The sequence below is a fragment of the Caldicellulosiruptor hydrothermalis 108 genome (genome assembly GCF_000166355.1).
GTDB classification, from domain to species: Bacteria; Bacillota; Thermoanaerobacteria; order Caldicellulosiruptorales; family Caldicellulosiruptoraceae; genus Caldicellulosiruptor; species Caldicellulosiruptor hydrothermalis.
The window spans coordinates 2,696,349-2,711,177 of record NC_014652.1; the positions used below are offsets into that span (position 1 = coordinate 2,696,349).

General features: G+C 37.0%; 14 protein-coding genes and 1 CRISPR repeat array. Of the genes, 2 read left to right on the top strand and 12 right to left on the bottom strand.

Features of this window, described 5'->3' with window-relative positions:
- Positions 1-79: 79 nt before the first annotated feature.
- From CALHY_RS12925 to CALHY_RS12955, 7 genes are all read right to left on the bottom strand, one after another.
- Entirely contained in the window at positions 80-700 is a 621-nt protein-coding gene (locus CALHY_RS12925) for a hypothetical protein (protein WP_238524544.1), read from the bottom strand.
- Entirely contained in the window at positions 700-1,866 is a 1,167-nt protein-coding gene (gene csm5, locus CALHY_RS12930) for a type III-A CRISPR-associated RAMP protein Csm5 (RefSeq protein WP_013404382.1), read from the bottom strand. Before csm5 ends, CALHY_RS12925 begins: the two co-directional genes overlap by 1 nt.
- On the bottom strand, positions 1,856-2,866 hold the full coding sequence (gene csm4 / locus CALHY_RS12935) for a type III-A CRISPR-associated RAMP protein Csm4 (protein WP_013404383.1): 1,011 nt from the start codon (positions 2,864-2,866) through the stop codon (positions 1,856-1,858). The genes csm5 and csm4 overlap by 11 nt, the downstream gene beginning before the upstream one ends.
- A 27-nt stretch (positions 2,867-2,893) precedes the next feature.
- Positions 2,894-3,721, bottom strand: coding sequence for a type III-A CRISPR-associated RAMP protein Csm3 (csm3, locus tag CALHY_RS12940; protein ID WP_013404384.1), 828 nt, complete (start codon positions 3,719-3,721; stop codon positions 2,894-2,896).
- A gap of 28 nt (positions 3,722-3,749) precedes the next feature.
- Positions 3,750-4,160, bottom strand: a complete 411-nt coding sequence (csm2, locus tag CALHY_RS12945; RefSeq protein WP_013404385.1) for a type III-A CRISPR-associated protein Csm2 — start codon at positions 4,158-4,160, stop codon at positions 3,750-3,752.
- Between the two features lie 31 nt (positions 4,161-4,191).
- Positions 4,192-6,687 carry a type III-A CRISPR-associated protein Cas10/Csm1 gene (gene cas10 / locus CALHY_RS12950; RefSeq protein ID WP_013404386.1) on the bottom strand — a complete coding sequence of 832 codons (2,496 nt, stop codon included), beginning with the start codon at positions 6,685-6,687 and terminating at the stop codon, positions 4,192-4,194.
- Positions 6,688-6,903: 216 nt separating this feature from the next.
- Complete coding sequence (locus CALHY_RS12955; protein WP_013404387.1) at positions 6,904-8,289, bottom strand: AAA family ATPase; 1,386 nt, start codon at positions 8,287-8,289, stop codon at positions 6,904-6,906.
- A 536-nt stretch (positions 8,290-8,825) separates the two neighbouring features.
- Positions 8,826-9,184: a CRISPR direct-repeat array (repeat unit 30 nt; unit sequence GTTTGTAGCCTCCCCTTTGGGGATTGAAAC).
- Between the two features lie 2 nt (positions 9,185-9,186).
- Here CALHY_RS12955 and CALHY_RS12965 point away from each other — a divergent pair.
- On the top strand, positions 9,187-9,591 hold the full coding sequence (locus CALHY_RS12965; RefSeq protein WP_041723235.1) for a hypothetical protein: 405 nt from the start codon (positions 9,187-9,189) through the stop codon (positions 9,589-9,591).
- Between the two features lie 104 nt (positions 9,592-9,695).
- Here the strand turns inward: CALHY_RS12965 and csx1 are convergent, their stop codons facing one another.
- The 3 genes from csx1 to CALHY_RS12980 all read right to left on the bottom strand — a co-directional run bounded on the left by csx1 (position 9,696) and on the right by CALHY_RS12980 (position 12,820).
- Entirely contained in the window at positions 9,696-11,117 is a 1,422-nt protein-coding gene (csx1, locus tag CALHY_RS12970; RefSeq protein ID WP_013404389.1) for a CRISPR-associated CARF protein Csx1, read from the bottom strand.
- 131 nt (positions 11,118-11,248) lie between these two features.
- Positions 11,249-12,349, bottom strand: coding sequence for a DUF1848 domain-containing protein (locus tag CALHY_RS12975; protein WP_013404390.1), 1,101 nt, complete (start codon positions 12,347-12,349; stop codon positions 11,249-11,251).
- 15 nt (positions 12,350-12,364) lie between these two features.
- The gene (locus CALHY_RS12980) at positions 12,365-12,820 is read right to left on the bottom strand and encodes a hypothetical protein (RefSeq protein WP_238524545.1); all 456 of its coding nucleotides are present in this window, start codon (positions 12,818-12,820) and stop codon (positions 12,365-12,367) included.
- Positions 12,821-13,203: 383 nt separating this feature from the next.
- On the opposite strand from CALHY_RS12980, the gene CALHY_RS12985 reads away from it, so the two are divergent.
- The gene (locus CALHY_RS12985) at positions 13,204-13,440 is read left to right on the top strand and encodes a hypothetical protein (protein WP_013404392.1); all 237 of its coding nucleotides are present in this window, start codon (positions 13,204-13,206) and stop codon (positions 13,438-13,440) included.
- A 428-nt stretch (positions 13,441-13,868) separates the two neighbouring features.
- Here CALHY_RS12985 and CALHY_RS13980 read toward each other — a convergent pair whose 3' ends face one another.
- On the bottom strand, positions 13,869-14,225 hold the full coding sequence (locus CALHY_RS13980) for a hypothetical protein (RefSeq protein WP_013404393.1): 357 nt from the start codon (positions 14,223-14,225) through the stop codon (positions 13,869-13,871).
- On the bottom strand, positions 14,209-14,712 hold the full coding sequence (locus tag CALHY_RS13985) for a hypothetical protein (protein WP_013404394.1): 504 nt from the start codon (positions 14,710-14,712) through the stop codon (positions 14,209-14,211). The genes CALHY_RS13980 and CALHY_RS13985 overlap by 17 nt, the downstream gene beginning before the upstream one ends.
- Positions 14,713-14,829 lie beyond the last annotated feature (117 nt).

Below are 14,829 nucleotides of genomic sequence, written 5' to 3' on the forward strand. Positions count from 1 at the left end.
AAGCTTACAAAAGTCAATTTTTCTGCGAAGAAAATTGGTTTGCAGCCTGCACAAGCTGAATAGCAGAGTTTTACAAAATCTACTTTACACAAAACATCTGGCAAAACATGTCAAGAAGCTCTGTTGAGGCAAATACTTCGTATCTACCAAAATACTCAATTCTTGAAGGAACCACATGCTGTTTTTTCAAGCCATCTTTTATGACAAAGAAAAACCTCTGGTCTTCTGGATATGCTCCAAACCTTTGGTAGTAGATGCTCAAAAGCTGCCTTCTTAGCATCTCTGAAAAAATCTCTGGCTGTCTGTCATATTCTAAGCAAGCCCCGTCTTTTTGAGCAAACACACCGCTGAGCAAATTTCCACTTGTCTTTGGCTGCTGCGTCCTGCATGAAATTCTCTTCAAGTAAATGCCATCAAACAAACCATTTAAACTTTCATAAATCTTTAATATGTTCTGTGTAACAAGCTCTAAAAAAGGTGTGGCAAGGTATATTCTAAAATCTTCGAACACCCATATGCCATCTTCAACCTCTTTTTTGTTTTTTGTTCTAATGGGTGAGATGGTAAACTGCTCTGTAGCAAGAAGACTCTTCAAAGCTTCATATACCTTAGAGTAATAAGAGGATGGCAAAAATACGCCATCCTCCCTTGCCCAGAAATGAAATGTAAAGTATTTTGCCACTTTTTCATCACAGCCCATCATCTAATGGTTACTTTTATCCAGCCGGGGACTGTGTAAACTTGCCCGTTTTTGAAGATTATCCTTCTTGTCTTCGGGAAAAGTTCTGGGTAAATCCTTGACAGCCCACCAACTTTTTCAAGCTTTTCAAAATGAGATTTAGTAAAAAATATCCCCACAGTCTTTGACAAATACCCTGTTGAAAATCCTATCTGAATTAAAAACTGGTTTGGTTCAAGAGAGTTCAAAATATTCAAAAGCTTATGGTACTCTGAGACAATCTGAGCTTGATTGTACTTGCTGTAGAAATTTATCTCTCTTTGAATGTAATCTTTAGCAACAGCCCTCATAACCTCTGCTAAAAACTCTGAAGGAGAAACTACTGAAACATTCATGCCAATTTTCTCTTTAAGCCCACTTACAACCTCGTTCCCATCAACAAAGTCCTTCTCAACCTTCATGCTGCCAAAAACTTTAACCCCGGGCTTTATCCCCTCTGCAAGGATTGAAGAAGATTGTTCTGGGTTATCTACGTTGTTTGTTTTACCCTCTTTCACCCCTGCAAACCACTTAACTTGACCGTCACAGATGTTCATGACTTTTATCTCAAAAACTGCTGCATCATCTGGATTTACAAAACTGCTATCGCTTATCTGAAGATATTTAAAGGGTGATTCGTTCGGTGATGAAAATACTTTCTTATCTGCGTCGCTGCTAAGATGCTGCGGGTCAACCTTACCTTTTTGGTTCAGGCAATCTTCATAGTGCTTTATTAAATCCTTCCTGAGCGCCTTTGTCACAAAAGACCTTATCGCACCTTTGAATGACGACCCTGGAATATAAAATCTTCCTGCGCTCTTGACAAAAGCCACAATCTCTCTTGGAAGCTTTTGAACCCCCTCAAGCTTTAGCTTGTACTTTGAGAATCGCCTGAAATCTATGTTGTATTTTGTCATGACATTGCGGATGTTGAAATCTTTGAGGTTTCCTGAAAGTCCGCGTGTCAGCTCATCAACAAAGCTTTCCTTGAAAAGATTTTCTTCAAGTAGCCTATCGAAGTTTATAAAATACAAATAATCGCCGTCTCTGACAAACTCAAAGCTCTGGATTTTGTCCTGCCCGCCAATTACAGTTGGGGTCAGAACTTCTATCTCATATACCCTGCTTTCAAAACATTCAGTTGCCAATCATCATCACCCCTTCCGGCAGGGGAACCAAAAACGCAAGCCCAAAACAATATACCCTGTGCTGAGAAAACTTCTGAGGTGTTACATCAACCACCCTGCCGCAAACTTTTCCTGAAAATACAGTCCCTTCTGCAAATGCTCGTACAGCTTTTCTCTTTATGCCAAGCCCTGCCTTTGAGTAGATGTAGCCGCTTCGCGTCAAAATTTCATAATACAGCGCACTTTTTATCTCATCTTCACTTTGGGGATTTACAAGTGACAGGCTCATGTAATATTTTGCCCTGTCATTTTCTTCTAGCATGCTACTTTCTACAAACTTAGCTTCAAAGCTTCCAAGCCCGCAGGTTCTATCGCCGCCAAGTCCTTCATCGCCCAATAGTCTTATTGCTGCTTTGACTTTGTTTTCTAAGCTCTGGTCGTTTATTCTGAGATAAAACCACAGTCCCGCATTATCTTTGAACTCAAAGTGAGAAAAATAGTATATGTTCGAGGAAGAACTTAGCCTGTCTATTGAAACCCTTGCCCTTTCTTTAATTTTTCCCAAGGATGGTGCTTTTTCGCTATCATCAAATTTGTGAAGCATATCTTTGGGCAGCAAGAAGCTCCCTGCTACTTTGTATTTTCCTGGGAAATTGCTGAGCAAGTCTTTTTCTCTTATGAATTTCACCTTTTTGATTTCCTTGTCCTTTTCAACCTCAATTATGCCTTTATCCTTGTAAAGATGAAGGTTCAACCCAATCGGTTTTGGTACAAAAAATTCATTACCGACATACGGCATCGTGGAAGAAATCTCAAAAGGCAGACTTTTCTGCAAAAAACTCTCCACCAGCTGGTTTGTACTACTGTTGCCGTACAATAGTGAGTATGCGTTTATTATCCCCGACATCAGCGTGTCTGAATGCGCAAACGTCTGGGTTATATTGTATATCTTTTCCTTTTCGCCGATGTGAAGAGGTGTGGTAAAGTGCATTAATACCCTGTACAATTTGCCTTTGCCCATCTTTATCACCTTTTTAAATAACAAATTCTACTTTGTTGCAAGTTTAAGCTGGTCCAGGCTTGGTGCGGTTGCAATTGGTTTTAGGTCATTACTGTCTTTTTCATAGTCGCTTGAATCTTTGTAAACTATTTCAATGTCCACAAACTTGACTTTACCGTTTCCTCTTGAACCTTGACCTCCCAAGTAATCATCTTCTAAAAGCTTCATTGCTTTGATGAACTTGCTCAAATAAAGCTGACCATCGTCGCTGCCGTCAACCTCGTACCTGTTGACAACAAACTCTGCAGAAAATTCAGCGCCTGCAGGAACTCTTTCGCTCTGTCTTGGATTTGCCTTTGAGGTTATTCTGTCTATGTTGTTCTCAAATTTTACTTCTGTCCACTCAAGGTCAAGGTTCTCTTTCATCTCGTCTGTGATAGAGCTTTCTATCAGCTTTGCATCGCGAACAATGAGCCTTGTGGGGATGACTGCGTCAGAAAAATCTCTTCCTTCTGCCTTAGGGTCTTTCAAAAATTCTTTTTTGGTAACATGCTTACCATGATTTCTACCAAAAAGTCCACAAACTGGACATTCTTTGTCATCGCACATGTGAATGCATATCTCTGGTTTGTCACCTTTCTTAACTGCCACAACCATCAGATCATCTTTTACTTTGCCCTCTGCAAACTCCATAAGAGATCTCATCTTACCCTTGAGAGAAGAACCTGGAATGTAAGGCTTGCCTTCTGCATCTTTCACAACTGCATTGTCAATTCCGCCTATCTCAATGCTGTTGTTGCCCTCACCAATGTGAAGACCTGTTACAGCTTTAATCTTGCACTTTATGATGTATTTTCCTTTCAAGATTACATCCATGGCAATAGTCTCCCCCTTTTGAGATTTTTTATTGGTCGCCACCAAAGTATTTGTGATATGCAACAGCTGCTTCAAAAAAGTCTTTGAACCTGTTTAGAGCCTCTGGGCTCTTTTCTGCAACAGGAAGAGCTTTGTCGATTATTTCCTGAAAATGTTTCATTTTTTTAAATCTACCTGCGGTGTACGCAAGCTTTGCTTTCAAAAGTTTCAGTTTGTATTTGTAATTGTCATCTTCTGGAGAAAGTCTTTTTACCTCAGTAAACAACTTTCTGATCTGAGTAATGGTGACGCCTGACTCCTTTAAAAGTTGACCTGTCTTTTCAGCAACATCTGAAAAAGCCTTGCCATCCTTGTCTTTTTCAGGGTCAATAGCAGTTTCAATCTTGCTCAAAATATCATTTTTCAAAGCTAATGCATTGTTACCACCTTGTGCTGGCATAACCACTTCACCCTCTCCCCAAAATTGATTTTTATCTTCTCAGCTCAAGTTCAGCCCAGCGCGCTGCCAAGTAAGAGTGTTTGTAAAGACTATTTGTCTCTTTGCAAATTATTCTCCATAAAACCTCATCAAGAGCTTTTTCAATTCTGTCCTTAGGATTAGAATACCTCTCTTTCAGCCTTGCCATGAAATACACAAATCGCCATGCCTTGAAAAGTTCTTCTTGGGTCTGTGCCATCTTTTTAAGACTGCAAACGGCATAGATGCCGTTTATAAGCGCTTTTGAGACATTTTTGTTCCCAACAAGGTCAGCAATCGATTCTTTGAGTTTTTTCAAATCCTCAAACTCTTCCCAGCCAACAAAGTTTGCACCAAATGCAAAACAGTCCTTTTTCTTACCATTTTCCCTTTCATACTCTTTTGCCTGCTCCAAATGCTCGCCGCATACCATCGCAACCCTGTAAATGGGATATTTCTTATCTGGTGCTATCTCAAAGCCCATCGAAAGAGTGACATCAGAGTTCCAACAAGAAAAGCTTCTGAATTCTGTGTAAATCTTATGCGCTGTCTGTGGAAGAACATCCCACTGGCCAAGTATGCAAAAGTCATCCCCACCTGCGTAGATGACCATGATATTCCCATTTTGTTCTTTTATCAGTTTGTTGAAGTAGTAGCCAAAGAATATCGAAAACTCCTCTGACAATGTCATCACTCTTGAAATCGAATTATCTTCTCCAAGCCCCTTTTTGAAGATGTCGCCAAGATTGTCAACATCTCCTCGAACAATGCCCCATGTTTTAATCCCTTTTGCTGACTCTGCTATATCCTCTATAAGCATTGGTACTCTTTCATCTTCACTTTTGAACGGTACATGGGTTGAGATGTCAAGATCTTCATAGAACTCGCTCTCAAATTCTGATTTTGGCCCTTTTTGCCCTTTTTCAATTTCCGTTTGCTTTCTCTGCAAATCTTCTATCCTGCTTCTGTCCAAAATCAGCGTGTTCGCAACGCTTTCATAGTGATTGGAAAATTGAACGTATCTACCAAAAGCTTTAAGTACATTGTGAATATCAGAAAATTCTGAAAACTCTTTTTCTTTTCCCCATGAATCAATAATGAACAAACTTTTCATAAGCTCATCGCCAAGCTGAACAAAGCTTTCGCAAAAACTACAAAAATCTGGATTATCTTCCTTTGGTTCTATCTTTCTTCCACAGTGAGGACACTTTTGTTCATAATCTTCCCATGGCTCGAAAAATTCCATTTTTGACTCTTCAATCACGTCTTTGAACTTGCAAACCTTCTTTCTCTGGATATTTCTTGAAACCCTATCGAAACAGTCGCCAAAGTTGTGTGCAAAGTCGTAAAGATCAACCTCTGCAGCTTCTAAAAGCACGCTCAGAGCTCCTCTGTGTGCAGAAAAGAGAATTTTGTCGATTTTTTGTTGATACTGCGGAAGTTTTCCCATAAAATACCCCGGCATCAGAAGGTAAAAGTGCCCTCCACCGTTGTATATGAGGTTGCAGATTGGCATGTTTTCTTCTTTGAGGATGTATCTTGCAATGGTGTCAAGCAAAAATGAGATGTAAAATGACTTTGCCTTGAGAGCCTTCAAAGCTCCGTCCATCTTTGTGTCAAAAACAAAATCCTGAATTCCAGACACATCGCCTTTCACAAGGCAAAAGTATGGATAGTCACCCTTTTTTATCGCAGATTCATTTCCAGGTAAAAGCTTTGTGTTGATTGCCTCCAAAACTCTTACTCTTTCATTTTCCTGGGAAAACTCTTTTTTCAGCTGCCTGTCAAGACAAAATGCAATTGCAGCAGTTGACTTGCTGTGCGACCAGAGAGAAATATCAGGCTGCGAATAGTAAAAAGCAGATGGAATGTTGTATGTGTAAATTCTAAGCAAGTTGTAAATGGCAGTTGCAAAGTCTTCTAAGTCAAATGAACTACCAAAACCATCTCTCAGAGCATTTACTTTTCTGGAAAACTCTGCCCATAGGTTTTGATAGTCTTCTTTTGCATTTGTATTGAAACTATTAGAAGGTGGTTCAACTTCATACCTTTTTTTCAGAAGCTTATAATAAGGTGTTTTCGTATTTCTCTTTTTTTCATCAAGGCTTATTTGGGACAAAACAGAGATTAAGTACTTTGACTTGTCATCTGCTGCTTCTTCTTCGCTTAAGTCTTTTCTGTCGACTTTTGCTGAGATCTTGTCAGCAACGCTTATCAAAAGCTGCTGGTATGAAGATGGTCTGTGATGATACAAAACAAGAGATGTGACCGTTTTTAAACTTTCTGGCAAAAAATGTTCGGCAAAAAACGCACTCCATTCCTGATGACGCGGAGCATACTTTCCTTCTTCTCGGTAAAATGCTTCATATTCTCTTGAGATGTTCTTTTTAGCATCAGGGTTTTCTGTTCTCATATAAAATTTGCCAATATCGTGCAAGATTGCGCCAAGAAAAAGAGTATAGTCAAAGTTTTTATCTTCTTCTCTTTGATGAGCATTGTAAAAAATCATTTTTATTGCCCACCTTCTTTTTTGTTGTGTATTCGACAGATTCAGTAATAACAATACACTTTATACCATTATACAACAAAATATCTTTGAAGAAAAGATTTACAGGGAAATAATATACCCTTTTTTGATAATTGAAAAGTTCAAAAAATATGCGAAGTTTCGCTTCTGATTCTTTAAATGATTCTTTAATTACACAAATGATCTGAACTATTTTTTCTAAATGTCAAATTCACTAATTAACAACACATGAGGATTTTGTTTAGCAAAACTTATTACCTCATCTGTAAAACCACTTTTTGAAAATAACACGTAGAATTTTTCACTGTAATTAAAAATCATGCTTTTTTCTATTAGATTATTTAAAACAGACATGTCAACCTTTTGGTTTCTCCATTTGCATTCACCAAATAGTATGTTATCGTTATCAAATGCTACTATATCAATTTCTTCTTCACGCTTTTTATAAGGATTATTCCCCCACCATTTACCTATATTTTCAAAAATGAAAGGTAATCTTTTTTCCTTGTTTAAAACTTTTAGGTAATCCATACATATCTGTTCATAAACCTCCCCAATAAACTCATTCATGGAAGGTTTGATTTTATTCTCAACAACTTCATCAATCAATCCCTGTTCAATTAAAGTCTTGTTGGTAAAAACAAATCGATACCAGAATCTAAAGAAATTATCCTTAATTCTGTAAATGCTTTTTCTGCTCTTTGCCTCCGAGAAAAGAGGAGTTACCCTCTCAAGAATTTTTAAATCTATAAGTACAGAAATATATTTTGCACATTTATCAACTTCAACTCCTACTTTTGTAGCTATCTCATTTAATTTGCTGCTGCCTGTTGCGATAGCTTCTATTATCGAATTATACAAAGCAGGTTCTCTTACCTCTTGCCTTAAAAGCAGTTTTGGTTCTTCATAAAGATAAGATGACTTGTCCAATATTTTTGTCTTGATGTTTTCGTATATGTCTTTTGTGCTGTCAATGATAATCAAATATTGGGGAATTCCTCCCAAAACTCCATATGCAATTACCTGATCTTCAAAACTATAATTAGGGAAAAACTCTCTACTTTCAAAAAAACTAAATGGCTCAACTATTAACTGAGCAGTTCTTCGTCCATACAAAGGGCTTTTATAGCTTAAAACTTCCTTTTCAATAAAACTTACCGAAGATCCACAGACAATCAAAAAAAGTTTGGTGTTCTTTAAATGATGGTCAATCAAATTTTGCAGGAGTGATGGTATACTTTTGTTTGCATTTACTATATAAGGAAATTCGTCAATTACGACAACTAATCTTTTATCCTTTGCTTGCTGTGCTAAAAATATGAATGCCTTCTCCCATGACTCAAATTGGCTTATCAACCCTCCAAGGTTAAAATAAGACAGTACCTTATCTGAAAAAGATTCAAGGCTAATTTTATCATTGTATTCCTCAGCAACAAAGAATATTGAGGGTTTATTTTTGCAAAACTCAGTAAGCAGAGTAGTTTTTCCAACACGCCTTCTTCCATACACAACAACAAAGTGAAATTTGTCTTCGTTATAAAGCCTGTTTAATGTTTCAAGTTCATACTTTCTTCCAACAAACATAAAATCACCTACTTTAAAATTACTAACTTCAGAGTTACTAACTTTAAAGTTAATAACTTTGAAGTCAATAAATATTATAACACAGTTTTAGTTAGATTTCTATTGTGTTTTTGATTTTTCTGAAGTTCACGCCATCTTATGCTAAATTTAATTCTTCTTTGTAGCTTGGATTAATTATTCTTCAGCTATATTCTCTTTTTTATCCTTATCCAAATCTATCGGATGCATGTGTTTCAAATTAAAAAAGGAGCGAAATGAAATATTATTTACATCTACTCCTGTATATTGTATTTTTGTTTATACATTTTATTCCATATATTTGCATGTACTTTGAAATATAAGGCATAATTTAGCTTTTGTATTTACCAATTGTTGTCGACCTGCAATCCCCCCAAAAACCCCCGGGGGTCGACAGCAAAAGGAAGTTTTTGGCATCCCTTGACTTTCAAAAGCTTTAGGGGTATAATAGAAATAACCTACAGCAGTTTGAAAACTTAACCATTTGTTCCTTGTGATATTTTTCAAGCCATCTACGGGTTTGTAGCCTCCCCTTTGGGGATTGAAACAAAACTAAGATTTGGGCTTGAAGGAGGAAGAGTTCAGTTTGTAGCCTCCCCTTTGGGGATTGAAACTAGCGTCAATAAACAGAAATTGGTTGTTAGGGTCTTGTTTGTAGCCTCCCCTTTGGGGATTGAAACAACATTAATGAAGGTAATATAGAAATAGCTTTTGAGTTTGTAGCCTCCCCTTTGGGGATTGAAACAAAATACTATAGCAGAGCTCAGGCGATTGAAAGCTAGTTTGTAGCCTCCCCTTTGGGGATTGAAACACTTTTCACTTGCTCTTTCATATAATCTAATACAGTGTTTGTAGCCTCCCCTTTGGGGATTGAAACATATGCTAAAACGTGCCAGACTTGTTTTCAGAGCGCTGATGGCTGCAAAGAGATACTTTAGAATAATCCCTGCTAAAAGAGGTCTGTGCCTGGTCTACAGATTCTCCATTTTATCCACTGTCTCAAATCCTGAACTTCCCGTAGATATAAACCAGCCAACAGAAATAATTGAATATGAAGGTGTGAAGTGGTCCGTTGAAGAATTTGTTTCGCTTGTTGTCATCGGTGAAGTTGATGTGAACAGAATAAAATCAGTAGTCGAAAAATTTGAAAACAATTGGAAGAGGAAATACCCGAAATTAAGAGATAGAGAAATTCAAAAGTATATAAACAAAATAAAGGATGAAGATTTGGAAGAAATGAGGAAGATTTGGGATGCTTTTGTAAATGCTGTAAATGGACAATAAACTCTCCTCAAGAGCAAACCAAGATAAAAAAGCCACGCAGAGAACAAAGAAGATTTTTCGTCTCTGCCGTGGCTTAATTCTTACATAAATTTACAAACATCAAACTATTCTATTCTATCTTTCAGCCAGCAGTTGATTACATTAAAATTGGTATTAAATGCATATCTTACAAAAATTGTGCTGCCTTCTGTCCTTATCTCTGTTATATTTCTTTCAAATCCGCTGTGCGCAAAATAATTTCTGTCAATTGGCTCGCCCACCGGCTTTCCAGGATCAATTATCTTGTAAAGTCCTGTCCAGCTACCGATATCATCCATTTGTTCTAATATTTTTTGCGTATTTGATATTTCATTGCTGAGCATAACATAGTTTGTAGGTACTCTGAATGTTGAATAAATCTCAAAAAAGTCTCTCTTGAGAAGATCCAGATCAATTCCTGTATCCTGACAGAACATAGTTATATTGTGCTTTTCCAGCACATTTACAATCCCAATGTAAAATCCCAAACTCAAAATTGCATCTATGTAAGCTCTTTTATTGAGGTTGGGAGACTTTTGATAATCGCTGCAAAGCTGACCCTTGGCATGCTCAATTAGCTTGAAAATCTCTTCCTTTATCTCATCTACAGAGTGGTAGTGCTGATAGTAAAGATACAAAGGAACGTTATTTTTTATGGCAGAAAACAAAAGGCAGAACATTTCTATCTTCTCTCTTAATTTCTTTCTTTTTTCTCTCACCTGCTGTTTGAGCTTTGCTGCCTCTTGCCCTTTTGTGCCGTTGTTTTCTGGGTCAGGATAAATATTTCTCAAAAATGAAAAGTTGTACTCTGCTGCCTCTTTTCGTTTAATTGGAGATGAGAAAAATGCCGTAAATCTTTGCTGCTGAATGTGTATCTCAAAACTTTTTGCTGAACTTCCTATAATCGGGTCAGAAAAAGTGATGCATATCTTTGGCACTTTGCTTTCATCAAGCCAATTCATAAGATTTGAAAAGACAGCAAAGTGTCTTGCAGCCTCCAAAATTGCAGAAATATAAATGTTGTGTCCGCTTGAAATGTCAAGGTAAAGATCTTCAAGTTCACCTTTCAAGTATCTTTCTATCATGTCAAAAAGAATCTCAAGCACAATATCATCATAGCTTGCATCAAGAAATGTTTCCATATACTCACCAAGAGAGTGAACAATAAGCTTTTCGTCCCTGCACCTTTCAAGATCTATTCTATCTATAAACTCATCTGGATTTTTCAGGTAGTCCGATGGATCTTTAAAGATGGCTGCAAGTTCTTCTTTCAAATTGGCTGGCTGAATGTATTCAGGAAGTCTACTGTTCAGAACAATGCTAACGGGATATATGACAACGGTTTTTGCCTCACAGCCTCTTTTGCGAAGAAAATCTCGCAACACAGTTGAAGAAAGTTCAGACTCTCCGCTCTCCTCAACTATCTCACCATTGAAATTTTTAATATAAAACTTTTTAGTAGCTATTGCAGGATTATCCAGTCTCCCAACTTGGTATATTACTTTCATTTGATTATCTCCTCTCCTCAGAAAAACATTTTGCATTTATTGCTAAATTTTTCTTCAGTATAATTTAATTATACCCTATTTTCTCCTCTAAAAAAAGAAAAAGCTGCAAAGAGAAGTAGCAATAGCCCTCTTTACAGCAAAGTTCCCTGCTTTGTTTTTTTGAGATAATCCAAAATTTTTTCTACAAGCCAATTATTAGAATTATCTTCAAGAGAAATTTTTTCATATTCGTAAAAATCAAGCTGTGTCATTAATTCTTTTTGGTTTGCCTCTGCTTTCAAAATAGCTTCTTTGTCAAGTTTTATAGAGCCATCTTTTTCCCTTATTCTTATTTCATCCTTTTCAAGATCAAGTCTACTACACAGAAGTGGTGAGTTGACATCATATTTTTTCGCATTTTTGAGGATTGAATTTCTGCTAAAATTTGCATAGCAGTAAGTGCAAAAGTGTTTGCATGTGTTGAATATCCCAAGGTCTATGCTCTGGACACATCCGCACGCTTGACGCTGGTTTTTGTCTTTTTTAAAGCTTGCTGTCCAGTAGGGGTCCTTTTCTCTTTTGAGCTGCAAAATAAGCTCGCCATCTACACAATGCGCTTTTTTTAGCCCCAGTTCTTCGACCGGTAGATCTTCTGCACAGGTCTCAACACTGAGGTTATACTTTTTCCCAATGCTGCCCATCGCACCAAAGAGATTGTAAAGCTCTTCTGCCGCAAGATCTTTGGCATTTATTCTATTTAACTCATCCACTGCCTTGCTGTAAAAGTCAACATAGCTTATTATGCACTTTTGCGTATAGGGTGAAAGCTTTTCGCAAAGCTCTTCGAACTTTTCTTTGTGGTATTCCAAATCCATCTTATCTGTGATAATAATAGGGTCATACCGCCAGATAACTCTCTTTTTGCCTATCATGTTTGAAAGCTCTATAAAGGTTTCGATGACCTCATCCTTCGAAGGAATGCCAGGCTCTATGTCTTTTCCATAAGGGGTAATTGTGAACTGAAAATAATAAGTGTATTCTTCCAGGTATTTGAGCTTGTCCAAAAAATTCTTGGGATTCTTTGTCCAGAAAACTATGGCATCAACATCTTTTGGATGGAGCGATACTGCAAAAACCTGAGTCAGTCTCATAGGGTTTCGGTACATTGCAAAACCTTCTTTTATTCTGTTTATAAACCAATCGCCATAAAAGGCTGGAATATCTGTCCTTCTACTTGCACTTATTATCACCATCTCAGCCCCTTTTTGCTAAACTAAACTAACATCAGCATTCTTAACAAGCACAAGCTGTGCACTTCTGTACTGATTCCACATCTCAAAATAGTTCTTTAACTCCTCTGGAACACTTTCCATGTCAATCTCACACTTTGAATGAGCACCACCAAAACAAAGGCTTGGGTCACTGTTGTATGGAAAGTAATATTTTAACACTGCGATATTGTAATTGATCCAAAACTTGCGAGCCAAATAATCAAGGATTTCTCTTCCTTTTACTTCTTCAGGATTCCTCAAAGCATACTGTTGTGTGACGTTTGTATCGTTGAAAATTATCATAGTAGATTTTGGTAATATCTCGAAAGCTTTTACAACAAATTTCTCAGCAAACCTCTTAACAAAAGCTACATCATAGTATTTTGCCATGTCTGAAAGAACGTACTGAAATGAGATGATATTGGGCTTTTCGCACCTTTTGATGCATGCCAAGCTGGGTTTTGTCAGCTTTTTCTTGCTATGTTATTACATTTTTGTCCATTTTGCTTCGTGTATCTTGTGATTTCAGTTTTTAGCTATTTTGCATTTACCAATTGCTGTCGACCTGTAATCCCCCCAAAAACCCCGGGGGTCGAGAGCAAAAGGCAATTTATGGCATGTGTTGACTTCCAAGAGCTTGTGGGGTATAATAGAAATAATCTATAGTAGCTTGAAAACTTAACCATTTGTTCCTTGTGGCATTTTTCAAGACTTCTACGGTTGTAGCCTTCCCGTTGGGGATTGAAACATTATTACGAAGATTTAGACACTTTAGAGCAAGAACTTGATACAAATATACTTGACAATTTTGAACTTGATGAGGAGGCACCATTTTGATGGTATATGAAGTTACTTATAACAATTCAAGACTTGTGTTTGAAGGAAAAGAAATTAACTATTTCAAGATTTTAGAGGCTTTAGATAAGCTTAGAGATTTGCGTGACTATATTGAACTGTTTTACACTGAGTATTCTGGTCTTCCTCTTACCTCCCTTCCATATGATGTTTTACTTGATATTTTTACAAACTATCTTGACTTTATAGGTGTACAAATAAAGGTTATAGGTAGGTAAACTTTTTTATGGGTGACAAGGCAAAAATAATTGAACTCATGAAAGCTATTAATAAAGCTAAAGGTGGAAATGTGATAGGTTTTTTGGTGAGATAGCACCAAAATATATTCCGGTAATTCCAACTCAATCACTAATTCTGAACAAACAGCTAGGTATTGGTGGATTTCCATGTTTGTAGCCTCCCCGTTGGGGATTGAGGAGGGGAAGGGTCCCCCTCTTTGGGGATTGAGAGGGAGAGGGAACCTTACCTTTGGTGTTTGAGGTGTGGGAAAGGTTTCCTTTGGGGTTTGAGAGGAAGAAAATGAAGACTCTTCTTAAATAATTGAAATGGATTGTATATTAAAATTTTAACTTCAGGGAGAATAAAAAGATGCCAGGGAAAAAGAAACAGCTTCCCGGCATCTTTTATATGCAGTTTTAAATTGACATCATTCCTCTATTATATCCTCTCCTTCATCTTCTAACCCTTCTGGATACATATCCTCAGGATCTGCGTAGTGGCATACATTAAATGTTGTAACATCAACTGATGATACCGGTGAGTTGATCGGAAAGAGTGCCATTGTAAGAGAAATGCAACCTTTTTTCAAATCTTCTATTAGCATTTCAAGTCCTATTTTGTCTTTATCAAGAATAATTGTTTTAACTGGGGGAATTTCAAATTCTGATACTGAACAATCAGCGTCAAGACCAGCTTCATTATCAATTCCAGCTTGCTTAAGAGCTTCTTCATAAGGATCATAATCTCTTATCTTTTCCTTTATAACTTCAATTGCTTTTTTCATCTACTGTTGACATGTAGACAATGCCACATTTTTTGCAAACCATATATGCAACATTTTCAAAATTCAGGGTGTATCCTGCCACTTTGACATTGACTCTTTTGCCCCATTCAATTTTCATCTCACCACTTCCGCATTCAGAACATATTGAAGGGGATAAAACTTTAATTAGAATGTTATCATACTTAAAGTGATCTTTCTTATCTATTTTGTCTTTTATAGTTTTTATTTTTGTATTCCAGCACTGGGCAGGATTGCAGCTTGAGTCTTTTTCTTCTTTGTTATTAGGGCAAAGTCCAACCCAGCCAGGACACTTTTTTGCCTGCAAATACTCTTTTGGCCTTTTGAAATTGCCAATTTCATCTTTTAATAGTTCTCTCAAGCTTGCAAATGTTCTCAAACTTTCTCCAACATAATCAATCAAAGTTTGTTCATAATAAGATTCATGCAGTTTTATTACACCATCTTCATCGATATAAAAATAACTCAACCCTATCACCACCTTGGTTCTTTGGTTCTTTATATCCTAAAAAAGCCTTTAATAATTCCTAAGATAAATCTAAACATTAAATATAAAATTCCAAGCGAAATGAGTATTAGCGGCAGG

Bases quoted from the DNA above. Each gene is read 5' to 3' on its own strand.
- CALHY_RS12925 (WP_238524544.1), bottom strand. From the start codon at position 700: ATGGGCTGTGATGAAAAAGTGGCAAAATACTTTACATTTCATTTCTGG.
- csm4 (WP_013404383.1), bottom strand. From the start codon at position 2,866: ATGGGCAAAGGCAAATTGTACAGGGTATTAATGCACTTTACCACACCT.
- csm3 (WP_013404384.1), bottom strand. From the start codon at position 3,721: ATGGATGTAATCTTGAAAGGAAAATACATCATAAAGTGCAAGATTAAA.
- csm2 (WP_013404385.1), bottom strand. From the start codon at position 4,160: ATGCCAGCACAAGGTGGTAACAATGCATTAGCTTTGAAAAATGATATT.
- cas10 (WP_013404386.1), bottom strand. From the start codon at position 6,687: ATGATTTTTTACAATGCTCATCAAAGAGAAGAAGATAAAAACTTTGAC.
- CALHY_RS12955 (WP_013404387.1), bottom strand. From the start codon at position 8,289: ATGTTTGTTGGAAGAAAGTATGAACTTGAAACATTAAACAGGCTTTAT.
- CALHY_RS12965 (WP_041723235.1), top strand. From the start codon at position 9,187: ATGCTAAAACGTGCCAGACTTGTTTTCAGAGCGCTGATGGCTGCAAAG.
- csx1 (WP_013404389.1), bottom strand. From the start codon at position 11,117: ATGAAAGTAATATACCAAGTTGGGAGACTGGATAATCCTGCAATAGCT.
- CALHY_RS12975 (WP_013404390.1), bottom strand. From the start codon at position 12,349: ATGGTGATAATAAGTGCAAGTAGAAGGACAGATATTCCAGCCTTTTAT.
- CALHY_RS12985 (WP_013404392.1), top strand. From the start codon at position 13,204: ATGGTATATGAAGTTACTTATAACAATTCAAGACTTGTGTTTGAAGGA.
- CALHY_RS13980 (WP_013404393.1), bottom strand. From the start codon at position 14,225: ATGAAAAAAGCAATTGAAGTTATAAAGGAAAAGATAAGAGATTATGAT.